This window comes from Schlesneria paludicola DSM 18645, assembly GCF_000255655.1.
Classification (GTDB): domain Bacteria; phylum Planctomycetota; class Planctomycetia; order Planctomycetales; family Planctomycetaceae; genus Schlesneria; species Schlesneria paludicola.
Map to the genome: position 1 here is coordinate 621,465 of NZ_JH636434.1, position 24,816 is coordinate 646,280.

The window sequence follows — 24,816 nt, forward strand, 5'->3', positions numbered from 1 at the left end:
TTCGTTCGCCGCTCACACCAGGCCCCGCTTTTTCCGAACATACCACTCCGTGGTCATGAGCCCCACGAATACCAAAAGCAGCCACCAGTTGTCCCAGAGCGGGATCACTTGAATCCGGTTCAACGCACCAACCTTGGTCTGCTTCAACCGCTCAAACAGACTTCCAAGTTCCTCGGGCTTGCCCGAGGAACCGCCGGAGACGGACGAGAGTTCTTTCAGAAACTCGTGGTCTGTACTGGGATAGTCCAGTTCCAAGTCCCGCGCATCAACGATGAATCGACTGTACGCATTGTACGGAATGAGTATTCCTTTGTGTCGGGCCAAAACGCTGACCCAATAGTCGCCTGCATCGGACGTCTTCGAAAATTCTGCAGTGGTCTCGTCGTTCAAACGGCGAGGTGTAATTTTCTCATTGTGACCGTCCGGAGACGTAACCTGCACTTCGAAATCCGCATCCAGAAGAGTTGTTCCATCCGCGGCGCGTGCACCGAAGTTCAGATTGGCGACGCCACCAGGTGAGCAATTGCTTGGATTGACGGTCACCCAGACTGGTTGATCCTTGTCAGCTTCCTTTCTCGCCAGCCACAGGATCAGTTGGCGCCAGAATCGCTGATGAAGTTCTGATTTCCCATCCGAGTACCACAGCCACGTTGTGTCGCCTGCAAATGCGGCCACACGTGCCCGGCCGACTTCACTTGTGAGCAGCAATGGCTGTTTGTCACGGGTTTCTGCCCACACACGAACCAACTCATTGCTCGCCTTCAGCCGAGACGCTCCCTGCAGATCGGGAAGCTCCATCCACTGTGACCGGTTCTTGTCCCCTGTGCCTAGCTGCATCACATATTCGCGCAGCCCGAGTTCGGTCGGGATCATCTTGACATCTTCCGAAATCTGCGTATTCGAATTCATTTGTCCTGCTGGTCGGAAATCCGCAGAATCAAGCTGCACGGGCAGCCAATTGGCCAGAGGGGACGTCGCGTATCCTCCGACGCCAAAGTTCTGTTGGCCGCCGATCATCATCAAACTCGCACCCTCTTCCAGGCGCGTTTCGAGCTTCTTTAAGTTCTCGGGACCAAACCATTCTGCGCGAACGTCTCCAATGATGTAGACATCGAATCGCCCCCGATCGAACCAGGTGGGATCAAGTCTCGTCTGTGACGCGAACTTGCCAGCACGCACTTCTTGAAATTCGAGCTGAATCTTGTCGGCACCATTTACGGCGCGGATTCGACTTTGCTCTGGCCGAGCCAAATCAAAATAGGCAACGTTCAAGCCGCCTTTTTTCACGCTCACAATCCGTTCACGACGGTTGTTACGTGTCAGTAATTCGTTCTCGTCCGTTTCGACTTGGACGGCGATTTTCAACTCACCCGGAAGTATCGGGACGAACGAAAGATCTACCGAAATCGTTTCGTTGTCATGCTTCACTTCGATTTCCTGAACCGTTTTTGCTTGCTGCGTCGATGGCGCCTGCTTGAGCGTGCCCGATTCGTTGGGACGTTTTCCATTCCGATCTTCAACCAACACGCGGACACGAATCTTCTTGCCATTCGCCCCCAACGCCCGAACCTTGCAGGAAATGGGAACCAGTTTTTTCTCAAAAACGACCGGATCAACCCGAACGTCCTCAACCGACAGATCGAGCGATGCCGTCGACATCGACGAGCCATAACCAATTGCGTAGATGGGAATCTGCAGATCCCCCAGTTTCCTGGCCGCGGCAAATGGTTCCACATCGAACGGCGGAACGGCGCGGTACGCTCCATCAGTCAACAGCAGCAGCCCCAGCGTCCGATGATCGCGTGCCTCGCGAGTCAAATCTTCCAGAACTTTGCCGAAGGCCGTCTGATCTCCTGTGCCTTCCGTCAACTTCGGATCATACGGCTCAAGATCCCGTGCAAAGCCAAATTGACGAACTTCCACCTGCTTGCCCAGTTCTTTCCATCGCGATTCATACTTCTCCAGATCTGCACGCACCGCCTGAAATCGTGTGGCTCCACCGGGCATATCCGCGGTGTTCATACTGCGGCTGACGTCGGACAGAATGAAAAGTTGGACAGGAGTGTCATCCGAATCGGACTTTTGAAAGGCCGGCCGGAACATGGCGAACGTCAGCACAACGACCGACGTTAATCGCAGCGATAGAAGCCATCGCCCGGTCCGCACGGGCTGACTCGCCAATTGTGACCGATATGTCGTCAGAACAAGCGCGAACAGGCCCGCACTGATCAAGACGACCAGCGGCCAGGACCATATCGGCTCGACAAAAAACTGCATGGGGGATCGATGCGTTCGGAGTCAGCGGTTCATGGTTTCATCGGTCCGCCATCACAGCGGCGGGACGTATCGCTCACGTTTTTTTCGACTCGGCGCCACAACGGGGGTTTGCGGAAGCGCCGATTTGTATAAAGAATCTAACCAAACGAAGGTGACACTTCGATTCTGATGACAAAAACGCTCAAATTTCCTTGCATCCGTTCACGGATTGCGGACGGACTCATTTTCATCGCAGAAAACGCGGGACACTGCGGGAGGTATTCGCAACCGAGAAGCCCTCTGCCGATGAAAATGAGCCTGGCCCGTGAGCAGCGACTATTTCCTCGTACCATCATTTACCAGAAATCTTCCAATGACTGAAGACGCTCACGTCGTCGCTGCTCACCATGAGGCTGAACGCCTGCGAGCCGAAATTCGGCACCATGATGAACTTTATCATCGCCAGGCAATGACGGAAATCACCGACACAGAATATGATCGCCTCGTCCAGAGGTTGAAAGCACTCGAAGACGCGCATCCGGCGCTCCAATCATCCGACAGCCCGACTCAAAAGGTGGGGGGAGCGCCGATTGATGGGTTTGTCACCGTCGAGCATCGCGTGCCGATGCTTTCGATCGACAATGTTTACACCGAAGAAGAACTTCAAGAGTTTGGCAACCGCGTCGTCAAGCAAATCGGACCGGAACCTGTCGAATGGATCGTCGAATACAAAGTTGATGGCGTCGCACTGTCACTGATCTACGAACGAGGCGAACTCGTGCGAGCTGTCACACGGGGAGATGGACGCCGAGGCGACGATGTCACCCACAACGCCCGGACGATGCGCGGCGTACCTCTACGGCTTCAAGGCGACTATCCCGAAGTCCTAGAGGTACGCGGAGAAACCTACATCGGGAACCGCGACTTCGCCGCACTCCAGGCCGAAATGACCGCCGCGGGAGAAGAGCCTCTCAAGAATTCTCGTAATGCGGCCGCGGGCGCCATCAAACTGCTTGACCCGAAGCAGTGTCATCAACGACGACTGCGTTTCTTCGCACATAGCGTGGGAAGTCTGGAGGGCGCCACTTACACGACGCACTGGCAATTCCTGCAAGCGATCCAGGCGATGGGAATTCCCTCGGTCGCGAAAACGTCTGTCGTTCCCAACTTCGCGTCAGCGATTTCCCACTCGCATCACTTGATGGAAGGTCTGCACGAACTGGATTTTGAAGTCGACGGGATCGTGCTGAAAGTCAACGATCTGGGCATTCGCGAACAACTGGGGATGACCAGCAAAAGCCCGCGATGGGTGATTGCCTACAAATGGGAAAAGTATGAGGCCGAGACACGCGTCGAAAACATTACGGTCAGCGTCGGAAAAACGGGAACGCTGACCCCGGTGGCCCTGCTGGCACCCGTGGAAATCGCCGGTACAACGGTCTCGCGCGCCAGCCTGCACAATCGCGACGAAATTGAACGTCTTGGAGTGCAAATTGGCGACTGGCTCATCGTCGAAAAGGCAGGCAAGATCATTCCGCATGTCGTACGGGTCGAACTTCACCGGCGCGACGATTCGCAAGTTCCCTTCCATTTCCCGACGGAATGTCCGGAATGCCAGACGCCTGTCGTGAAGGACGAAGAAGGAGTCTACATCCGTTGCCCAAATCCAAGTTGCCCGGCTCAACTCCGCGAAGGGCTGCGATTCTTCGCCTCGCGTGCCGCCATGGATATTGAAGGTCTTGGCATCAAGCTGATTGAACAATTGACCGAGGCCGAGAAGTCGACGGGTTCGACTCCTCGCGAGAAGCTGTTGGGCAGCTTTGCCGATATCTATCGCCTGAAAGATCACCGTTCCGAGATGTTGGAGCTCGAGCGTGTCGGTGAGAAGCTGATCGATAATCTGCTCGCGGGAATCGAAGCGTCCAAAAAACAGCCGCTATGGCGTCTGCTGACGGCACTCAACTTGCGACACGTCGGGACCCGAACCGCACAATTGCTAGCCTCACGTTTCGGCACAATGGACATGCTGCAGACTCAAACCGAAGAACAACTGAGTGAAGTTGACGAAGTCGGACCGGTCATCGCAAAGTCTGTCGCGGCGTACTTTGCCAGCGACATCGGCCAGAAAATCATTGGCGATCTGAAGGAGTTGGGGCTGAACATGGGTGACGCCGCGCTCGCCGCCGCACTTGCGGAAGAACGTGCGGCTGGACGGCTTAATGGCAAGACGCTCGTCGTAACGGGCACGCTGACGCGATTCAAACGTGACGAGATCAACGAGCTGATTCAAAAGCACGGCGGACGCACGGCAAGCAGCGTCTCCAAAAAAACCGACTACGTCGTCGCAGGAACCGAGGCGGGAAGCAAGCTGACAAAGGCTCAGGATCTGGGAATCACGGTCCTGTCGGAAGATCAGTTCATCGAGCTCATCGGCGGAACACCAGATTTCCCCTGAGTGGCGGCATCTCATTCATTCGGCACGGATTCGCATCCGGCGAACTTCAAATGGATGGTCTTCCGACTGGATGCCGATCAGTCCCGACGTCAATGCCCCGGGGCGAGAACTGCTGATTTGAAGTCCGTTCAACGAGGCCGTCACGGCCCCCCCCTTCGAAACGATCTCCAGTGCATTCCATTGCCCCACATGCTTGCGTGCCTTTTGACGCGCCGGTTCGTTGTCGTCGACCGTCACGGCATCGGCGCCACCATTTTCCTTGATGGCAGCGACGTGGAGGTGCTTTCCTTGAATTTCGAGGCAATCCGGCCACAACTTGTGCTCACCCGTAATGTAGATCAGAAATCCCGTATTCCCCTTAAACTTTGCTTCGTCCTTCAAATTGGCGGGACGTGGAAAACGATATTCCAGTCGCCAGGTAAAGTTCTCGTACGGCAACTTCGAATACAGGTAACCCCGCGGCTTCCCTGTACACGTCAGTCCGTCTGGTGACGCTTTCCAGGTCTCTGGCCCCGCATCGAACTCTTCGAACTGATCGCGTGAAAGTGACACGAAATCCGTTTCGAGCTCGAAGGGTGTGTCTTCGACCGCAGGCTCGACCGTCGCTGCAGGAGGCGTTGCCGCCGTTCCAGCGGCTGGCGGAGTTGCCGGCGGCGCGACAGCCTGCTGGCAGCCCACCGTGCCAAGGCAGAACAGAGCTACGGCGACGAGCACATCCAAACGGAAAAAACGTGAATTCATCGAAAAACTCTCGCAAGACGTCATGGTTTTGAATTCGTCGATTCATCAATCGCACGCAGTTTTTCACGGGCGCGATCCACAAACGGAGCCAACCGGCGATCCGACTGATAAAGGGTGATCAGCCCCGAATAAATTCGCCTCGCTTCGTCGCGCTCTTCATCAGGCAACTTGTCGGCACGGTCGAGTGCCGTTTCAACAAAACTAAATTGATCCGGCGCATTGACCTGATTGCGAATCCCTTTTCTCAATCGATCGATTGTCTTGAGAAACGCTTTCTGGCTGGGGTCATTTGCAATGACGGATTCGAGTGCATCGAGTTGCATCATCGCGGAATGGGGGTCCCCCCCTTTCGATCGCCAGCGCGCACGCTGAATAATCTGTTCGATTTCTGTTTTTGCCATTGCGCCATCACCGTCAGCGTCCGACAGCGTTCGCGATCGGGTCGCAAACCAAATCGTGGCAACCAGAATCAACAACAATGACGCGATAAGGACCCACGTATTGTTCAGCGTCTTGGCGAAAACCCCTGATTGCGAATCACTCGTCGCTTCGAAGCGGAACAGATCCCGCACGAATGTCGCCCCAACTTGCGGTGGACGACTAGAGTCAACACGCGTCAAATCATTGGGTGATGCGGGAAAATGCGACTCTTGCAACTCGATCTTCTTCACGACTTCCTGCAACCGCTTCGAAGTCACGAAGGCATCTGGCGGACGTTTGTCTGGCTCTTTCTCAAGCAACTGACAAACGATATCGTCCAGCCACGACGGAATCTCGGGAACATAATTTCTTGGCGGATCGAATCGGCCGAACCGCTGCTTTTGCATGATGTCGGATGCGGTCGGCCCTAAAAAGGGAGGTTGCCCGACCAGCATCGTGTAAAGCACGGCGCCTAGCGAATAAAGATCACTCCGTTTGTCGGTACGCGAACCTGTGACCTGCTCTGGAGACATAAACTCGGCTGTACCGATGACGCCGCCTGTCGATGTCAGCCGGTCTGCGGCAAAGACCTGAGCAACCCCGAAATCGGCGATCTTGACGACACCGTCTTTGGTCAGCATCAAATTGGACGGCTTCAGGTCTCGATGAACCACCCCCGCGTCATGAGCGTGCTTCAAACCCACACAGATTTGACGGGAAATCTCGACCGCTTCCTGCCAGGGGATTCGCTTCTCTCGACGCAACCGAGCTGTGATCGTTTCACCGTCGATATACTCCATCGCGTAATAATACGTCTCGTCGTCCGAACCGCTGTCGAGCAGCTTGACGATATTCGGTGATTTCAACTTGCGCATCGCTTCGATTTCACGATTGAATCGATGAACGAAGCCCGTCTCGCGGGCCAGCGACGCCGGCAGTTCTTTCACCGCAACCACGTCATCGGTTTTCTCGTGCCGAGCCAGATACACGTTCCCCATCCCACCGGCTCCGATTCGTCGATCGATCAAATAGGGGCCGATACGCACAGGATTCATGAGACAATCCAACCAAAAGACGTTCGACTTGCCTTGAGGACCAACGGATCCTCAGCCGTGATGCGGAATGGAAATGAATTGGAGTCTGATTTCGATGAAAGTCCCCGAATCGTCGCGGGACCGCTTGCTGTTTGCTGTGACTGAGACGACAGGTTGGGACGGTTCACAATCGCGCAGTTTTCCCGACGCGCACCGTGAACCAACCCAACGAGCTTAACGAGCAAAAAATGGCCTCGACCAATGTTGAACCACTGGGCGACAAGAGTGAAGGGAAATGATCGTCGTCGCCAGCCGAAAATGCTTTCATTTCTGTTGGATCAGAAGATTCACACCTTTTTTGTTCGAGAGCACCAGATCCAGCCGACCGTCTTTGTTGAAGTCAACCACCGTCATTTGCGTTCCAACGCCCGTATCTTTGCCGGCGGTAATTTCATGCTTCACGAATTTCGGCGGCTGGCCTTTGGCACGTTCAATGTCAAACCAGTACATCACGACGGGTTGGAATTCGCCTGGATCGCTTCCCATGTGCGCGAAGTAACGTTTGCCAGTGACGAGCGCGGGCTTACCCTTCCCCGTGAAATCAACCAGATCCAGTGCGTGTGTCTGCGAGAAGGACTCGTCAATCAAATGATACTTGAACATGTCACCGGAACCGGCACCAGGATTTTCAAACCACCAGATTCCGAAGGCATGCGCCGAACTGAGAATCAGATCGTTATCACCATCCAGATCGAGGTCCATCACGAAAATATTCGACGCTTCGACCGGCTTGCCTTGATTATCTTTGGCCAGGGGCAACGGATGGAATGTCCACGACTTGGATTCCTGCTTGGCCGGCGCTTCCCACCAACCGTGAGGAATGATCACGTCGAGCCGTCCGTCTTGATTCAGATCCCCCGTCCCCAAGCCGTGGTAGTATTTGAACGTCCCATTCTCATTGGGATCGCCGGGATCGCTGATCGGCGTAAATGCCCATTTCTCGTGACACTTTTCGACCGAGGGCAGCGTCAAGTAACCCATCTGGCGTTCCGGCTGTGAGCCCAGAATCAGTTCCGGACGACCGTCTCCCGTCAAATCCGTAAACAGGACGGTCTCGTTACAAGCGCTGTGCCAGATTTCATACTGCTTCCAGTCACCAGGTTGGTTGCGAGGATTCTCGTACCAATAGCAGGGATCACCTGGGTAACCGATGATGATGATGTCATCCCACCCGTCTTGATTGATATCGTGCGACCAACTGGCGAAGCAGTTTGAGTATCCCTTTGAACCGTCATACGCGTCGGTTGGCTTGCCCTGCTGCGTCAGAGGCTGTCGAATCCGTGACATCTTCCAATCGGGTGCAGCGTACCAGTAGTCTCCGGCGGCGACATCCAGCTTGCCATCCTTATTAAAATCCCCGACGGCAGCACCCTCGGCGCGAAACGTGTCGTCGAGCTTAATTCGCTCAAACGGAACCTCGCCAGCAAGGCAGATTGCCGAGAGTCCGAAGATCGAGACACAAACAGAAATCCCAATACGCAGCATAGATGCGGCCCTGATTCGAAACGGATGACTCGCCTGGATTCATAGAGATTCAGCGTCCGCCAGTGTCACGCTCCTGAAAACTTTCGTCAACCGAGTCACCACTGGCTGCAGCAACGACACCCGATCGCCTTCACGTCACGTCAGTACCGGGAATCCCGCGTCGTTCGATAGAATCATGGGAGGGGATCACGAGGAACATTGACCAATCAGGAGCCTTATTTCGATGCGCACTCTGCTATTCATGATGCTGCTAACGCTGTCGAGCATCCTCGTTGCGGACGATGCGACCGTGACACGCGCGGTGCGAACGCCCATTCCCCCGCGACTGGTCGTCCTCACATTCGACGACTCGTCACTGTCTCACTACACCACTGTGCGGCCGCTACTCAAGCAGTACGGTTTTGGAGCGACCTTTTTCATCACAGAAGGATTCGATTTCAAACAAAATAAGAAGGACTACATGACGTGGGAGCAGATCAAGGAACTGCACGACGACGGCTTTGAAATTGGCAACCACACGCGTGACCACCTCGGGATCTCTGAGAAAACAGTCGGACAACTTCCCGAACAACTCGAAGGCATTGCCACGCAGTGCAAGGCGCATGGCATTCCCGCCCCCGTCACGTTTGCATGGCCCGGCAATTCGATGACCCCCGCCGCATTTGAAACTCTGAAAACGCACGGCATTCAGTTCGCGCGGCGCGGCGGCGCTCCCGAGTATCCCTACGACGAAGGACAGGGATTCGCGTACGAACCGGGCCTCGATCATCCCCTGATGGTTCCCTCGGCGGGGGACGCACGTCCCAAATGGTCACTGCCCGACTTCGTGCGAGCCGTTCAACAGTCGGATGAGGGTCGCATCGCGGTTCTTCAGCTCCACGGCGCACCCGACACAGCTCACGACTGGGTCAGCAGCAGCGAGCAGAACTTCGCGGCGTACATGAAATATCTGAAGCAGGAAGGCTTTCACGTCATCGCCCTGCGAGACCTTCAAAAGTACGTCGACCCCGCCGTGGTCCCTGAAGACTATCGCACCGTGATCGAGGCCCGCCGCAAATCCGTCGCAAGGCGCAACGGCCCAAAGTAGAATTACCCGCTGGATCAACTGGACTTGCGAGCATCCTTTAAGAAGTACAGCCTTCCTGCTGTCCCACTGAATTCTTCGTCTGCGGACCAGCCATCTTCTGAATTGATTTTAGCACCTGGAAATCAACCGCCGCAATGACATTCTTCGCGAAGCCAATTCTGGCAATCGCCGCGATTGAACGTGTCGAGATCAACGTCACAAGACAAGGATCAATTCGAGTTTCGATGATCAACTACGTCAAACTCGTCAACGGTCCACCATCACAGAAATCGCGATTTCCAAAGCGTTCAATTCGGTGTCCAAAACCATGCGCGAGTGACATCAGCAGCCGATTGTGAGTCACTTCCCCCAACTTGAGGGCGCGCCCCATTCGAAAATCAAGGCCATTACCGGCAAGCACAAAGGGAATGTTGTCCAGCAGATGCGTATTGCCTTTGCCTAATTCGTTTGTCCAGACAATGGTTGTGTTGTCGAGCAACGATCCACCTTCGCCAGGTTCCGGTGTCTCAGCGAGTCGCTGGATCAGGTAAGCCATTTGTTCCGCATACCATTTGTTGATGCGAGTCAGTTTGTCCTGCGCTTTCGTGTCGTCGTCGTCGTGATGAGATAGCCCATGATGCCCGTCATTAACGCCGATAAATCGCATCTTTGCATCACTCACTGAAAACGTGTACTGCAGCGTCGCGACGCGGGCGAAGTCCGAGGCAAAACTGTTCACCATTAATTCAATCTGCATCTTGCTAAGTCGAGGCAGATTGTCGTCTTCTTCCTTAACCCCCGCTTCAAGCTCTGGAACCCTGTGCTCGACCGACTGACCTGACGTGGCTTTCAGCTCACGTTCCATTTCCCGAACGAATGTCGCTTGCTCCTCCAACAATTGGCGATCTTCTGCATTGATACGAGACGCCAGTTTTTTCAAATCGCCTTGAAGGTCATCAAGCACGCTTTTCAAATTCTCCTGATCTTTTCTGCGACCGTAAAGCTTTGACAACATTCGGTACGGATCGCAGATCGGAGTGATTGGCTTGTTAGGCCCTGCGTACGACATTCGTGTCCAGGTATCGGCACGATCTGGAACCAACACTCCAAATTCAAGTGACCCGAAACGCGTCTGTGTCGCGGCATTCGCTTGTAGATGGTTTTTGATCTCTTGATCGATCGAAAGCCCGCTCGACCAGCCTGCCGGCGTATCTGAACCTCCTTGAATGTTTCCGGGAAACAATTCGACGCCGGTCAACAAACACCCGATCCCCCGCATATGACTATCGCCGTCCCCACGCACCTTGTCGCAGACACCGTGCAGAGTGAGCAGCCGATTCTTGAATGGCTCAAGCGGTGAAAGGCTTTCTTTCAGTATGAACTCAGCCCCCTCTTCATCAGGCCAGAATGTCGGTGGAACCACACCATTGGGACTGAACATGATCACAAGTCGCTGCTTGCGAGCGGTTTGATTGGCAAATCCCAGGCTGGGCAAATTCATAACGAACGGCAGGGTCGCCGCGCTCACGCCAAGGTTCCGAAGAAATTCGCGTCGGGACGTTTGGGGCATGGGAATGTCCTCTTTGTATTGGTGACGTTGCGACTTCGCCGATGCTGGTGACTCAATCGGAATTGGAATCTGAAACGTTTCTCGCTTCATTCAATGCAGCCGTGGCGATGATCTCGACCAATAATCGGCGAATGCTGAAATTCTCTTGTTCGAACTCATGTCGAAGTGTCTCTTTTGTTTTCGAACCGTAAGCCTGGATCGGCTGCTTAATCGAGAAGTGAAACAATTGCTGAACGAAGGCGCTGTGCGTCTCTGAGCTGTCGGCCAGAAAAGCAGCAACCTCGCGGGCTCCATTGAAGTGAACGATGTCACCCTCGCGCGTTCGATAGGTTCCCGTCGAGACGATCTGCTTGCCGGATTCCTCCTTTCGAAATCGCCCCACGGCATCAAACTGTTCAAAAGTGAATCCCAAGGGATTGATCAGTGAATGGCACGACTGGCATGACTCTTGCCGGGTTTGCAGTCCAACTCGCTCTCGCGTCGTCAGGTCTGGCTGCAACTTGGACGCGATCGGAGTTACAGCTTCCGGCGGTGGTCGCAATGTTCGCCCCAGAAGACTTCTCGCAATGAAAACTCCTCGATGGATGGGTGAACTCGCGCCGCGATAGGCAAATCCTGACATCAGATAGGGGTGCGTCAGCACTCCCGCACGCGCGTCAGAGTCGAGCGACACCTTCTGGAATTCGGAGTCGACCGGCAGATCAATCCCATAGAATTTTGCCAATCTACCATTCAGGAACAGGCCGTCGGCAAGAAGCAACTGCCGAAAATCTGTTGCTTCGCTGCTCAGAAGCTCATCGACGGATAACTCAAGCGACGTTCGCAGATCGTCCGCAATGAGCGAATCGAAATCGGGAAACTGATCCGCGTCCTTGCTCAGGTCAACAACCCGTTCGACTCTCAGCCATCTCAAAATGAACTCGCGGAGTTTAGACCGCGTACGGGAATCTTGAACCATTCGCTGGGCTTGCGCGACGATTTCTTCTCGTTTGACGAGACGACCGGATTCCGCTGATTCGCGAAGTCCCTGATCTGGTAACGAATCCCATGCTGCAAACGCAATCCGCGATGCCACGTCGTACGGATCGTTCGCATTCTCGGGATTCGCACCAAGCTCACGGTACAAGAATCGCGGTGACTTCAGAACGAGTAAAACGACACGATTGACGGCAATCCTCGGATCGTTTGTCTTTTCAAACTGGCGTTCGACGTAAATCCGACGCTGCTCATTATCGAGTGGGCGTCGAAATGCCCGTGTCGCAAACTGGTGGCAGAATTCCATCAGCCTCAAAGTTCCCTCTGGAGCATCAGCACTCGTACTCGATAGCTCTTCAAGATGCCTATCGATGTATGCAGCGATTTCGACCGCGGCCTCAGTTGTCGCCTGATCCCATTCCTTCGAGATGGAGGTTGCCTTCTCCCATCCGCTGCTGCGGTCGTCTGGAGGAAAGGGGGTGTTAACGATGCAAACTTCTGGGGGGGCTCCCGATGAGAGACATCGTGCAGGGACAACTTCACGAACACGGTGTGGCTGCGTCCATTCGAGGAATACGGAAGCCGGAGACGGAGGCAGTTCCTTGGCTTTTCCATCTTGAACGCCTTGCTTTGCCTTCGAGAACTCGAGACGCAACGGATAAGTCCGCCCTCCAATTAAGAAAATCGACGCACGATCGTCGTTCTCCGTCTTTGACTGAACGTAGGCATCGATCAACGGCCGCTTGAGATCGTTGATCCAGAATCGAAATGATTGATCAGTGCGAATATGAAATTCGTATTCACCCGTATCAGGAGCCACAATTCCGCCTTCCCATCGAATCGCAAATTCATGGGGAGGAATTTTTTCGCCATCGGGGCTTTTATCAAGAAAGTCGAACGCAACCACAGGATCGATCCGTTCGAACGCCAGATCTTTGGCTTCAAATTCGCGAGTTTTGAAGTATTTCGCCGCCAGGCCTCGTCGACTGCCGTCCGGCGCGACTGGGCGAAACGCACCCACGAGATCCGCCATGACATTTCGGTACTGCCGGACAGTCAGCCGAGACAATTCCACGCGTACAGGCTTGTTCCTCTCTTGTGCGGTGGAAGAGTAAAACGATTCGTGAATGTATGTGGAAACTCGGCATGCCTCGTCGCCAACACATGTTCCCGGTTTGTCCTCTGGCATCGACTTGCTGATGTATTCCGTCAACTCACCGATCGATTTGTCGCCAACGAGAGGTTGTGCATAACTGTCGGCTTTTCCTTGGCCATTGACGCCATGGCATGAGGCACATTTCGCCTGATAGATTTTCTCACCCGAAAGCGGATCGTCGCCAACGGCATCTCGTGGAAATGCACCAATCGCCAGGACGATGGCGGCACCGATAGTCGCTTGAAAACAGCCAATTCGCCGAGAGATCGTCATGCTGCCTGAATTCCTACCCAAAATCGAATACCATTCGCCGCATGAGGGACCGACCGAGTCACGGGCAGAAATCGTCAACCCCGTCGACCGAGTGTGAGGCCCACAAACACCAGCGGCAATCCGAGCCAAATCACCCGATTGGCATCTCCCTCGGGGATCGTCAGCGATGGGTCCGCAAACGGCATCGCAACGCTCGCAAGGAATGGGTAGAACGCCCCCGCTGCAGCTCCAGCAATTCCGCCCAGGAACATGGAACCAATCGCAAATCGAACTCGATTTGTCCGGGCCCCTAAGCCAGTGCCCAGTCCGATCCCCAATCCGACAATCAACCACGTCGTTCCGTGCAAGAGCATTGCGTACTGCACAGGAACCTCAATTTTTTCCATTCGTATGCGTGAGACGATGTTTTCGCCAACGCCGTTTCCGGCGAGTCCCCCGCATGCAGACAAAACACCGCCCAGAACCATGCCGCCGATGGCACCCCGCACCAGAGAACCCCGTGATTGACGCATCAATCCCAGTGCAAGCCCGAATAACAGTCCGCTCATTGCACCGGCCGTTCCAATCCAAAGTGCAGCATGTTTGTAATCGAGAATCGCAAGTCCCTCATAAAAACGCTGCATCACTTCAGGACTTTGATTCCTTCCTTCTGAGACTTTGACAATCAGCAGTTCCTCTGAAAACTCAAAAACTCTCCCAATTTTCAGGATCGCAACATCAGCAAGAATCGCGGCAATCGCGCCAACAACTCCCAAAGACATTGCGTTTCTTATCGACTCTAGTGACGAAGTTCGAGCGTTGGTTTGATTCGCCGAATTCACGGTGTGAGGCTGTTGGGGATGTGTGTTGCTCATTCTGAGTGTTCTCTCGAAATCGTCGTTGCCACTTGAGTCCCTTCAACAAGCAATAAGTCGCAGTCCACGACGGCGTTCGTAAAACGTTCCTCGGCCCCCCCGGGCCAACGGACGCGAATTTCACCGATCGAACTCGTCTCACCAAGCCCAAACAGCAATCGTCGCTCATTGCTGCATTCAAAGCCATCGCCAGCGATAAGTTGCTTAACGAACGTTTGATGATCTGACGTCACTCGGACTTCAGAACCAATTGCATCGCGGTACTTTTGCCCAACGAGTCGAATGGAGACAAAATGACCTTCATTCGTTGATCGATTCAAAACGAGTGCCGCGGGATCAATCAATTGAGAGACCGCGAAATCATCTCGTCCATCTCGATTCCAATCGAGCCTCGCTAAACCTCGACCCAACTGGCTTTTGGCGAAGAAGGCACCCAGTTTGCTCGCGGGGACTTCGACAAACCGGTCGCCCCGATTGGAAAAGAACTGATGACGCATTCGGAACGGAATGCCGATCTCCGTATAGTCATCGACATGGCCGTTGACGACGATGAGATCCGGTCGTCCATCTCGATCGGCGTCCATGAATTGCGTCCCGAACCCGTACATCGAAAGGCTGGGAGTCCTCAATTGAAACTGACGCGTGGCATCGATAAAGAAATGTCCGATTTGATGATGATAAAGTGTGTTCGATTCGTTACAAGAATTTGTGACAAATAAATCAATCAACTCATCACCATCGACGTCCTCCACAGCAATTCCCATAGATGCCGGAGTCCGTCTATCGGAATCAAACGCCGTCCCCGTCAGCGCTCCTTGCTCGTCAAATGTTGGAACAGTACCTGGGGCGTTTGTACGATTGAGAAACAGCACATTTGCGGACATGTCGTTCGCGATGTAAAGATCCAATCCAGGTTGATCGTCGAAGTTGGCAGCAACAATTCCGAGCCCTCGACCATCGAATTCGCGAATTCCTGCCGCTTGACTGACGTTCTCAAATCGGCCATCACCCAGGTTGATCAACAAATCATCTTCAGCGGCCGCGAACTCGTTTGGACTGCAGCTCGTACGTGCTTTGAGCGTCTTGTGGATGCAAACTTGCTCGAAAGGACGTTCACCTCCGCAATAGTTCACGTCAAAGAGATCGGGCAGACCGTCGCCATTGATATCTGCCATCAGACAACTGGTTGTCCATTCGCCCCCCTGGATTCCTGAGGTCTCGGTCACGTCTTGAAAGACGCCGTCTCCATTGTTTCGCAGCAATCGATTTCGTCCGGCATTTGCGACGTACAGGTCCGGGAAACCATCTGCATCAAAGTCACCGACTGCAACCCCGAATCCATAACCTGAATCAGGCGGCAACGCAGATTCCGTGACATCTACGCACTGGCCACCCACGTTTCGATAGAGTCGATCCGTAGCGTCGATTCCTGCAAGCTTCGGAGCCAATTGACTGGCCTGTGGAAAAAAGAGATCGGGGGCGCCGTCGCCATCAAAGTCGAGCGATGCAACTCCACCGCCGATACTTTGATAGATCATGAAGCCTCGAACACCGCGTTTGGTACCGTTTTCATATCGAAAATCGAGTCCCGCGGAGGCACTGACATCTTCAAATCGCACGTCGGGCGGCGTTCGTTCGTCGCCCAAGTGATTCTGTGTCGCGAAGAGCATTGTTTTGGGCACGGGATAGGTCGAGAAATCAAATCGAAGGGAGAAATTCTGAGCTGGCAACGTCTGTGGCATTTGAGGCGTCAGTTGTGCGAGCAAGCGTGCACCTTCCGCGGGGATCGCCTCAGAAGGATGGTGTGTCTCGACCATTGTGTGCCATGCCCATGCCTCCCAGTGCCGTCCAATTTCTTCACAGACTTGCGCGCAGCGCAGCATTTTTTCGGATGTCGGGCTATGGAACAATAGTTCGTGAATCGTGGAAGATAGGATCTCGAGCTTTGCGGCACGTTCAATCATCACACGAGCATCGTCATTGCGCCCCTCCGAGAATAGAAGTTGGCCAAGCTGATATGTAGCGCCCAGATGATTTGGTTCGCGTCGAAGCGTCTCCCAAGCGCATCGAATGGCGGCCTTCGTGTCGCCGTTTTGACGCGCTTGTTTTCCCAATACCCACCACGTCTCTGGATGCTCGTAAGCAGCCCGAGGAAGTTGGCGCCGCCAACGCTCCAATTCCTCCATTCGCGCTTCCGTCACCAGTATTACACCAAGCTGCGCGTGAGCTTCGATCAAATCCTCCTGTTGCTGAAGAATCTGCTGGATGATTCCTTCAGCCTGCGTCATCGACAATTGAAACATTTTTAAGCGAGCCCGCCCCATCAACGGGAGATAGTCATTGGGCGCCGATTCTTCAAAAAATGAAATCAACTTCTCGGCTTCATAAATCTCGTCACGACTCCCCAGATAAGCGAGTTCTTCGAGCGTGAACGACTTTCCTTTCACCAACTCGTATAGATGAGGAGCCGCCTCCCAACGCCGCCCCTCACCAAGAAATAGGGTACCCAATCGCCGATGGATCATCAGATCATCTGGCAGCAGCGTTAAGACACGCCGATATAGGAATTCCGCATCGCTGGCACGACCACGCTTGAGCGCATGCTCTCCTGCGTCCTTCAACCGATCTGCGATCTCCGCACCACTCGCAGACAGCGGAAGTTGGCGAAAATACTTCAGTTCAAGGACCGGATCATCCAGCTTGCTCGCGATCGAGCCTGCAAATAACAGCCCTTCAACCGATCGAGAATCTCGTTGAAGCGCTCGATCCGCAAGCTCCAGCGCAAGTTCCAACTTGCCGACTGATTCTGCCGTCCTTGCTTCCTTCAGCAGCGACTCAGGCGATTTAGACCAGAAGCATGACGCAATGACTCCAACGACGAAGCCGAGGAGCACACTAATCAACATATACCGAACGTACACCGGAGGATTCATATTGCTTTATTGCCGCCTTGATCGTTCCGATTTGCTTCCCACGGACGAGAAACAAATGACGGTGGCGAGAATCTCGCAGATTTCTCGCCACCGAACGCTCCAAGCCTCAGACTCGATCGCCCTCACTAAAATTCACCAGCAATTTCGCCAGCAGCCCGAGTCCCCAATGCACCCCAGACACCATACGGACTTTGCCCTCCAACAGATGTTGTTCCGGCCGAGTACACGTCTGGCGAATTGAGGTTTCCTGTATTGATATTTTCGCCAATGAATCGAGCAGCCCCATCCCCCATGAGAATGTGAACGCCTCCCGTATGTCGACTTCCTGCGGAATACGTTCCAGAACCGCCATCCCAACCGCTCTCATCGCAGGATGGGGCATTCGGAGGAAGAATCGTCTGAAATCCTGTGCTCGATGGGCAACCATCGGCCCATCGATTTCCACGCAACGAGTGAACGTTCGATGTCGAAAGGTAGCTTCGTCCAGAAACCTGCGCGAGGCATGCCGAAGGGTTCGTTACCGCCCAGGGAACACCTTTGTCGCCTTGATACACACCATCAGCCACTTGCCCCACGATGTCAGTGCGAGTGCCATCTCCAATCGAGACGCCGATTTCGCCCATCAAGATCGTATTGCTTGAACCATCTGTGCAATCACGAAGCCCTAAGCTACTCTGAAAAAAGAACATCCCTCGAGCCTGCCGACCGGCATCCCATTGATTTACATTCTGTCCAGTATCACCCAAGCAAAACGCGTAATTCGTACGACCAAATTTACTGAAGTCGAATCCATCATTGATACCAGAGCCACCTTGCCCCGCTTCAGAGGGACATCGAAACATGGCGATCTTTTGTTGATACGGGGGATAGGCTGCGATCCACGGCGATGGACCGCCAGGCTGCCACGGACCGGTACCGTTGATCGTGCCACCACTGGTGATTTGCATGTACAAATTCGCCTGATCCATGTACGGCAGCAATTGAACTAGGCCGCTCTGTCGATCCCAATTGCAGTCGGTGCTGTTATTCGCGCCTGCGGCCGTACCTCCAGAAGAATACGGGAACTTCAGATTCGCATCATGATAGTTATGCAGGGCGAGCCCCAACTGCTTCAAATTATTTTTGCACTGCGTCCGGCGTGCTGCCTCACGGGCCTGTTGAACGGCCGGAAGCAGCAACGCAATTAGAACTGCGATAATCGCAATGACGACGAGCAACTCAATGAGCGTAAACCCCGCTCGCCGCAGACGTCTCACGACATTTTCAATCACGAGTAGTACTCCACCAAAAGAAAGAACGGATCACAACAAACGACACGATTCTTGCTAAGCGAATTGCCAACAATCTTTACATTGCAACACACATCAGTCACATCCGAGTCGCCAAATGTTATAATGAATGCGCCGAAACACTAACACATCAACAGATCGATAACGTAAACTAAGTTGAGAAACTCAACGAAACAAACATTGCGCATACATGAAACTGCAATCGTTTTCATGCTTGCGTGCCAACCCTAGCAAATAGAATGGATGTGAGAACGATTCCGAATGGATGTGGAGGTCAGCCGCGGATCGCCCCACCTGTCAATAGGATGAGACTTCATTCAGAATCCGACAGAAAAATTCATCAAATTCGCAAGAATTTCGAAAAGAACGACTCTCGCGTCGGGGAATTCAAGGATGCTCGACGAATCAAAACATTCGCAATACTCGCTAATGCACTGAAGGATCACAACTTATGTATCGCGCAGCTTCACGACGGGCGAACCGTTATGATGACGCGGCGACTGGGGAGCCCCCCGCAGAAACATAACGTTTCCTTAAGCAGTTTTCGGGCACTCGGGCGCGAATATCTGTGCATGCATCTCTTGCCGATACGCACCGAGCCCCGGGCCGTTGTGATGAGTCGCGCAAAGAAAGTTTTGGACTCTGAATCTCGTCAACTGCGACAGCGACACAAAGTCAGTTTCTGTGGTCCGCATTTCGCGTTCCGTAATAGACAATTACAGATACTAGACTGTTGACGTCTTTTTGTTTGTATGGAGCAACGAACTCAGCTTGCGATCATAAACATACGGCATGTAGTATAAGAAACCTATGAGTGATGTTATCGCGCGTCTGATGACTCACATCTCGATCCTTGATACTTTCGGGCATGAGGAGGTGTTTCGCGATGAAATGTACTGTGTGTGTCCTATTGATCGCATCTTCGGTGTTGGTGCCGGCCCTTGGATGCGGCGGCGCAGCGGCGCCCAAGCTCGATCCTGAAATCGCGAAGCAAAGGCGGGAAGCGTACGAAGCAAAAATGCGTGACGGGCCACCACGAGGTGGCCAATCTGGAAAACGGAAATAGAAAAATTTGGGCGAGACGAGTTACACCAAGAGAACGGTGAATTTGTCTCGCCAACTTTTTGATTCGAGCGATTTAAGTGCTTTGGGCCCCATTGGGGCCTAACAGCCTATTGAAGTAAGGGGAACAGCCACCTTGGCGTTCACGACGTCATAGCAGTTTTTGATCAGGCCGAAGCCAGTCCCCGTTACTTCCACCGGCTGCTAAATCGATGCAGGGTTGGGTCGTTCGCCTTCTGCATGCATGCCTATGGGGCGCTCTCCAAACGTTTCGAGACCTGCTGATGACGCCGGGCGTGCTCTGCCATTCCTTGCCGCCGATACACCTCAGCCAGAATCTGATGAGCGGTTGCCAATGTCGGATTGATTCGGAGTGCTTCCACCGCGTATCGAGCGGCCTCGTCCAATTGTCCTAAATGTCCACTCGCTGCGGCCAATCGGAGTTGATAGCTGCTCTGCCAACGATTGACATTGAGATAGCTTGTAAGCGCCTGCTTAATCTGAAGCGGTTGCCCCTGTGTGATCGACAATTCCGCCAACCGGTGGAGTGCCCCCTCGTCCTTTGGGGCGCTTTTAAGTATTTGAAGCCAGTAGTCGCGACTCACTTCTGGCCGATGCAGCAGCTCCTCACACACTCCAAGCCACTCCAGCACGCGATTGTCGCCGGGCACGCGGGGTTGTACGGCACTGAGTTTGTCTTTTGCGACACGTGCTATTTCGACGTCCTGTTGAAGATACGCGAACTTTGCCAAAACCAGTCCCCACGCACGATCTTCTTCGACGGGTGGAAGTTTCCGATCATCCGGTCGAAATATTGTCAGTAGCTGATCGTGTTTTGGTGGAAGCTCAGGTTCCGGATGACGCAGGATGCGGTGATCTGTGCTCGATGTGTGCGGAATTCGACTGAGCTTGTGCGACGGCATGTGGCATCCGATGCACGAGTCCGAATTTTGGCGAGTCCGCTCTGAAAGGCTGAGTGTGCAACCTCGATCGCTATGGCAGTTCATGCACTTCGCCCGATAAAATGTCTCCCTCTCCGTCTCGGACGGCACTGAATGCGGATCATGGCATGACAGACAACCGAATCGACCACCACTCCGCTGACTACAGACGCTGACCTGCGTCTGTTCAACATGGCTTGCGACGCGCATTGATCCATCTTCGCCCAGACGCAATCCACGCACGAATGCGACCCAAATGTCATCGAATCGGTCACCTGCACGAAAGTCCGAATCTAGTTTTTCGAAGCGAGGAATACGCTCCTCTGCTGCGAAATGGCATTGCCAGCAAACGCTTTCTCGCCGCACGGGATCAAGCTTGGCCGGATTGACAATCGAATCGGACACAGTGAGCTGTTGTGGCGTCTGAACTCGCTGCTGATGGAATTCGACGTGCCCGGCACCGGGACCATGACAGCTTTCGCATCCAATCCGTCCTTCCTGAATCGCAGGAGACGAAAAGTGATTTGGTGCGTCACGATCAACGGAAACGCGTTCGGCGTGACAGACGAGACAGGCCAGTACGATACGGCGTTCGAATCGCGGATTGTTTCCGGGGCGATAATTGGGTGACAAGCCCCAGTTCGATTCGCCTGAGTACCAAGTGATTGGCGACATGAAAAGGCAGTCGCCCTGTTCAGAAACATACGATCTGCCATGCCGCCCCGATCCGATGACATAGTCAACACGCACTCGCTGATCGTAAATTGAGCCAAGTTCGGCATCGGTCAGTGATTCATGGTGAAACACACCCTCCAGCGTCTTCTCGACACGGTACTCGACGTCACCGACATGCGTCGAAACGACAAATGACGAATTGTGATCAAAATCTTCGAGCGGCGTCGCGTGACTCACGATCGCCGACGAGTTGGCCATGGGATGAGATTGATATCGGTCCCAGATTGACTGATGACATGCGCGGCAAGCAGTGGCGCCGACATAGTTCTGCGAGGGAGAAGACGACGTCGCGGGCAATTTCGTTTGCTCAACTTGACGTTCCGTGTTCAATAATTGGACCGGGCGCCGAACCGCCTGCCATACATGCCAGGCCCCAAGGCCACCCGCTAAGAACACGATTGCACCAAGAACAATTGCCGCAATTATGGACGGAGATCGACTTGACATCTGTAGAAGACTCGCAATGAATCGATGCGAAGCAACACCGTGCAAATGCGATAGTCATGCGGTATTTGCGTTAGCAGCCTGTTGAAGTAACGGGGACTGGCTACGGCCAGATTAAAAACGCCATGCCATCGTGAAGGCCAAGGTGCCTGTCCTCCTTACTTCAACAAGCTGTGAGACGCTCAATTCCCCGATGGGCAATATCCTGTCCGCGATCAAGTCAAAAGATGCTAACGAAGATCAGACCGGGACTTCAAGCTGTTCAAGACAAGGCGGCCTCGGATGAAGGCTGTCCTGAACACAATTTGCAATTTGTCTCACGTCCCTGACACTCTGCAATGGAAATAGAGCACGCTCTACGTTGGTGTCTTTTCGGTATAGGCGGCTTCGTCCGCTATTTCCACAGCAATGAGGATTGGAGTTGATGAAGCCTCCATCGCAACTGCCACGGCGACACTTCGTTCTTCCTTCAAGCGTCTGTTGAAACTCTCGAACCCACAACTGCGAAAGCGCATCGACGCGAGCTTCGCCGTGCACCCGTTGACGCGTCCCCTCGTTTCCGCTATTTCGAATGCCGTAGATTGCCCAATGGATCGCACGTTTCGCCAGGCTCCAACCGTGCAATGACAGGCCTGTTTGTCTGTTGTACGATTCATTCAACATCTCCCCACAGTAGGCTCACAACCCTGAGTGCGATGGGTTAATGGGCCACGATTTGAGTGGTGCCGAATGCAGTTCTCACATGTTGTGACCCTCGCATATCCAGCCCGACTATTGGTCGTGAGCTTGATGTTGACGTCCTCAATGATCGCCTCCGAGGAAATGAAGTACCCCTTGGCCGTTGCCGTTGGAGGTGATGGAACGGTCTATGCCGCCGATCGCGATCTTCCCGGGATCTGGAAATTCGCCGAGGGCCGATGGTCGGTCTATTTCCAAGCGTCAAAAAAGTTTCGCACACCACTGAACGCCGTCCGTTGTCTGGCGATCGACCACCAAGGAAAACTCTTGGCAGGCGACTCGGCGACACGAGACATTTATCGTTTCGATGATTCGAACCAGCCCTGCCCCTTAACCAAGGGCCGCGTTGGCATTCCAATGGCATTGGCTGTGGCGAATGATGGAACAATTTTTGTGTCGGATCTGGAATCGCATCGTATTCTGAAAGTCGCAGCTACGGGCGGGGAACCGTCTGAACTGGCGGAGCTCGCAGCAACACGTGGTCTCGCGATCGACAAAGAGGGACGATTGATCGCGGTGTGCCATGGCGAGAACTCAATCGTTCGCATCAGCGCCGACGGAAAAGAGAAAACCATTCTGGTCAAAGGCCGCCCGTTCCAGTTTTCGCATCATGTGGCGATTGGATCAAAGGGTGAACTGTTCATTGCAGACGGATATGCCAAGACAATCTGGAAGGTCGAAGAACACAATTCGCCTGTTGCAGAAATCGCAGGCGATCCGCTCAAGAATCCGGTGGGGGTTGCTTGGAACAACGGCGATTTATTGATCGCCGATCCACAGCTCAAAGGGATACTGAAGCGAACACCCGATGGAAAACTCGTCCTCTTGATCAATCAACCGAGCCAATAATGCGGCCTAGCACGACGGGGATTTGCTTCTACTGAATCGACTTTACGCCTCTGGTCACAGTTGCGAATTCCGCGGCAATCGGGCAATCGGAATTGCCCTCTGATGATCAACCACAACGCAGTGCCCTCAAAATTCTTTACGCACCCTGCAATTCGTTCCGAAACGCCTGACGATCGCTTGGCCGAAGGAAAGGACTCATCAATTCGCCGTTCGGGTACGATCTACAATCCTCCAGGGTCCAACGCGTCCTGCGCTCCAACCAGTGTACACAGCGTCACTCCGTCCATGTTTTCGCTGAACATTCGGACGCTGCCGTCGCACATCAACACCTGTGCACCGCCCCGGTGAAAGCCATACGGGCCGCAACCATATCCGTAGTAGTACGATCCGCCACCAGCGGCGCTGGAACGCATGTTCGATTTATTAACGAGATATGGGCCACAATGCTGCCCAGAACCGTCACGATTGACCCGCCCGCCAACGAAGTAATCCCCGTTTGCCGGATCAGCCCACATTCCACCGCCAAATGCAAGCTGATTCTCAATTTCCAATAGATCGAACATCGGTGCATTCGACGGACCATTGAGTAGATTTCGGAATCCTGCGTGGTACACAGTATTTCGGCCCGCGAGCTCGAACAGCATTGTCGTATTAGAGGTACCGTCTGTGATCGTCGCGATGGATGTCGTCCCACCCGAAGAGTAACCTAAATTCGTCAGTTCCATCCATTCACTCGGACGGCCGAATCCCCAGCTATCCCGGACCGTCCCATCAATTGTGAGACGCGCGATTACGGAACTATCCGACGAAAACATCAATCTCATCAGACTCGCTTTTACTCCCGATGAAATGACGTAGTCCGCGGAACCACCCGTCGCGCTGGCGGGCAATCCATACGGGATAAAATTGCCTGACGCTTCATAAGGGTCGCTATTCACTACATTCGAAATGGACATGGACGTCATTTCCATTGACGTCAGATTCGATGAACGTGGTGTGGAGGGACAAATCAAGCTTGGGATGGATCTGGCAATGGCCTTCGCATTCGATGGATCCGTGAATGGCGCAAGTTGATCGTAACAGTTGTAGGTATCCGCATTGTCGAGATAAGGCAATAATGAAATGCACCAATTCATCGTCATCTGGCAGTCACCACTCGGATAGTTATTGCAGCTCATTCCTTGCGCCGGGGGAAACACCGAAAACGCCTGCGCATAGTTCGACATCGCGAAACCGAGTTGTCGAAGATGGTCCTGGCATTGCGAGGTTCTCGCTCTCTCTCGCGAGTACTGAATCGCCGGGAGAAGCACCGCCAGCAGCACAAGACTGATGGCAGTTGCGAGCAGAGCCTCAACCAGTGTGAATGCGTGCCGTCGCTGTAAACCCAATGGATACTTCTTGGAAGACACCGGCGAAGCAATTGGCAGATGAACAATGTGCGAAGGCGATCTCACGAAAAACTCGTCACAAAAGAGAAAGT

14 protein-coding genes are annotated in these 24,816 nt (G+C 53.7%); 3 read left to right on the forward strand and 11 right to left on the reverse strand.

Going from position 1 to position 24,816, the window contains the following annotated elements; genetic code table 11:
• Nucleotides 1–12: 12 nt before the first annotated feature.
• Nucleotides 13–2,277, reverse strand: a complete 2,265-nt coding sequence (locus OSO_RS0103080) for a hypothetical protein (protein WP_010582082.1) — start codon at nucleotides 2,275–2,277, stop codon at nucleotides 13–15.
• Between the two features lie 352 nt (nucleotides 2,278–2,629).
• Here OSO_RS0103080 and ligA point away from each other — a divergent pair, with 352 nt between their 5' ends.
• Nucleotides 2,630–4,711 (forward strand): NAD-dependent DNA ligase LigA, encoded by a 2,082-nt coding sequence (gene ligA / locus OSO_RS0103095; protein WP_010582084.1) that lies wholly within the window; start codon nucleotides 2,630–2,632, stop codon nucleotides 4,709–4,711.
• Between the two features lie 15 nt (nucleotides 4,712–4,726).
• Here ligA and OSO_RS0103100 read toward each other — a convergent pair whose 3' ends face one another.
• The 3 genes from OSO_RS0103100 to OSO_RS0103115 all read right to left on the reverse strand — a co-directional run bounded on the left by OSO_RS0103100 (nucleotide 4,727) and on the right by OSO_RS0103115 (nucleotide 8,451).
• Nucleotides 4,727–5,452, reverse strand: a complete 726-nt coding sequence (locus OSO_RS0103100) for a 3-keto-disaccharide hydrolase (RefSeq protein WP_157604983.1) — start codon at nucleotides 5,450–5,452, stop codon at nucleotides 4,727–4,729.
• Nucleotides 5,453–5,472: 20 nt separating this feature from the next.
• Nucleotides 5,473–6,927 (reverse strand): serine/threonine protein kinase, encoded by a 1,455-nt coding sequence (locus OSO_RS47370; RefSeq protein ID WP_010582086.1) that lies wholly within the window; start codon nucleotides 6,925–6,927, stop codon nucleotides 5,473–5,475.
• 303 nt (nucleotides 6,928–7,230) lie between these two features.
• Complete coding sequence (locus tag OSO_RS0103115) at nucleotides 7,231–8,451, reverse strand: FG-GAP repeat domain-containing protein (protein ID WP_010582087.1); 1,221 nt, start codon at nucleotides 8,449–8,451, stop codon at nucleotides 7,231–7,233.
• 223 nt (nucleotides 8,452–8,674) lie between these two features.
• On the opposite strand from OSO_RS0103115, the gene OSO_RS0103120 reads away from it, so the two are divergent.
• Nucleotides 8,675–9,538, forward strand: a complete 864-nt coding sequence (locus OSO_RS0103120) for a polysaccharide deacetylase family protein (protein ID WP_010582088.1) — start codon at nucleotides 8,675–8,677, stop codon at nucleotides 9,536–9,538.
• A gap of 232 nt (nucleotides 9,539–9,770) precedes the next feature.
• Here the strand turns inward: OSO_RS0103120 and OSO_RS0103130 are convergent, their stop codons facing one another.
• The 6 genes from OSO_RS0103130 to OSO_RS0103160 all read right to left on the reverse strand — a co-directional run bounded on the left by OSO_RS0103130 (nucleotide 9,771) and on the right by OSO_RS0103160 (nucleotide 21,503).
• Nucleotides 9,771–11,087, reverse strand: a complete 1,317-nt coding sequence (locus OSO_RS0103130; RefSeq protein WP_029246585.1) for a DUF1552 domain-containing protein — start codon at nucleotides 11,085–11,087, stop codon at nucleotides 9,771–9,773.
• A gap of 52 nt (nucleotides 11,088–11,139) precedes the next feature.
• Nucleotides 11,140–13,491, reverse strand: coding sequence for a DUF1592 domain-containing protein (locus OSO_RS0103135; protein WP_010582091.1), 2,352 nt, complete (start codon nucleotides 13,489–13,491; stop codon nucleotides 11,140–11,142).
• 74 nt (nucleotides 13,492–13,565) lie between these two features.
• The gene (locus OSO_RS0103140) at nucleotides 13,566–14,252 is read right to left on the reverse strand and encodes a hypothetical protein (protein WP_010582092.1); all 687 of its coding nucleotides are present in this window, start codon (nucleotides 14,250–14,252) and stop codon (nucleotides 13,566–13,568) included.
• A gap of 89 nt (nucleotides 14,253–14,341) precedes the next feature.
• Nucleotides 14,342–17,278: an FG-GAP-like repeat-containing protein gene (locus tag OSO_RS0103145; RefSeq protein ID WP_010582093.1), complete on the reverse strand. Its 2,937-nt coding sequence runs from the start codon at nucleotides 17,276–17,278 to the stop codon at nucleotides 14,342–14,344.
• A 125-nt stretch (nucleotides 17,279–17,403) separates the two neighbouring features.
• Complete coding sequence (locus OSO_RS0103150; RefSeq protein WP_010582094.1) at nucleotides 17,404–18,549, reverse strand: DUF1559 domain-containing protein; 1,146 nt, start codon at nucleotides 18,547–18,549, stop codon at nucleotides 17,404–17,406.
• A 1,328-nt stretch (nucleotides 18,550–19,877) separates the two neighbouring features.
• Nucleotides 19,878–21,503: a multiheme c-type cytochrome gene (locus OSO_RS0103160; RefSeq protein WP_157604986.1), complete on the reverse strand. Its 1,626-nt coding sequence runs from the start codon at nucleotides 21,501–21,503 to the stop codon at nucleotides 19,878–19,880.
• Between the two features lie 975 nt (nucleotides 21,504–22,478).
• On the opposite strand from OSO_RS0103160, the gene OSO_RS47375 reads away from it, so the two are divergent.
• Entirely contained in the window at nucleotides 22,479–23,336 is an 858-nt protein-coding gene (locus OSO_RS47375) for an NHL repeat-containing protein (protein ID WP_010582097.1), read from the forward strand.
• Nucleotides 23,337–23,557: 221 nt separating this feature from the next.
• Here the strand turns inward: OSO_RS47375 and OSO_RS0103175 are convergent, their stop codons facing one another.
• Nucleotides 23,558–24,790 carry a DUF1559 family PulG-like putative transporter gene (locus OSO_RS0103175; protein WP_010582098.1) on the reverse strand — a complete coding sequence of 411 codons (1,233 nt, stop codon included), beginning with the start codon at nucleotides 24,788–24,790 and terminating at the stop codon, nucleotides 23,558–23,560.
• Nucleotides 24,791–24,816: the final 26 nt, after the last annotated feature.

Coding starts and splice junctions, on each gene's coding strand:
- OSO_RS0103080 (WP_010582082.1), bottom strand. CDS start 2,277: ATGCAGTTTTTTGTCGAGCCGATATGGTCCTGGCCGCTGGTCGTCTTG.
- ligA (WP_010582084.1), top strand. CDS start 2,630: ATGACTGAAGACGCTCACGTCGTCGCTGCTCACCATGAGGCTGAACGC.
- OSO_RS0103100 (WP_157604983.1), bottom strand. CDS start 5,452: ATGAATTCACGTTTTTTCCGTTTGGATGTGCTCGTCGCCGTAGCTCTG.
- OSO_RS47370 (WP_010582086.1), bottom strand. CDS start 6,927: ATGAATCCTGTGCGTATCGGCCCCTATTTGATCGATCGACGAATCGGA.
- OSO_RS0103115 (WP_010582087.1), bottom strand. CDS start 8,451: ATGCTGCGTATTGGGATTTCTGTTTGTGTCTCGATCTTCGGACTCTCG.
- OSO_RS0103120 (WP_010582088.1), top strand. CDS start 8,675: ATGCGCACTCTGCTATTCATGATGCTGCTAACGCTGTCGAGCATCCTC.
- OSO_RS0103130 (WP_029246585.1), bottom strand. CDS start 11,087: ATGCCCCAAACGTCCCGACGCGAATTTCTTCGGAACCTTGGCGTGAGC.
- OSO_RS0103135 (WP_010582091.1), bottom strand. CDS start 13,491: ATGACGATCTCTCGGCGAATTGGCTGTTTTCAAGCGACTATCGGTGCC.
- OSO_RS0103140 (WP_010582092.1), bottom strand. CDS start 14,252: ATGTCTTTGGGAGTTGTTGGCGCGATTGCCGCGATTCTTGCTGATGTT.
- OSO_RS0103145 (WP_010582093.1), bottom strand. CDS start 17,278: ATGAATCCTCCGGTGTACGTTCGGTATATGTTGATTAGTGTGCTCCTC.
- OSO_RS0103160 (WP_157604986.1), bottom strand. CDS start 21,503: ATGGCCAACTCGTCGGCGATCGTGAGTCACGCGACGCCGCTCGAAGAT.
- OSO_RS47375 (WP_010582097.1), top strand. CDS start 22,479: ATGCAGTTCTCACATGTTGTGACCCTCGCATATCCAGCCCGACTATTG.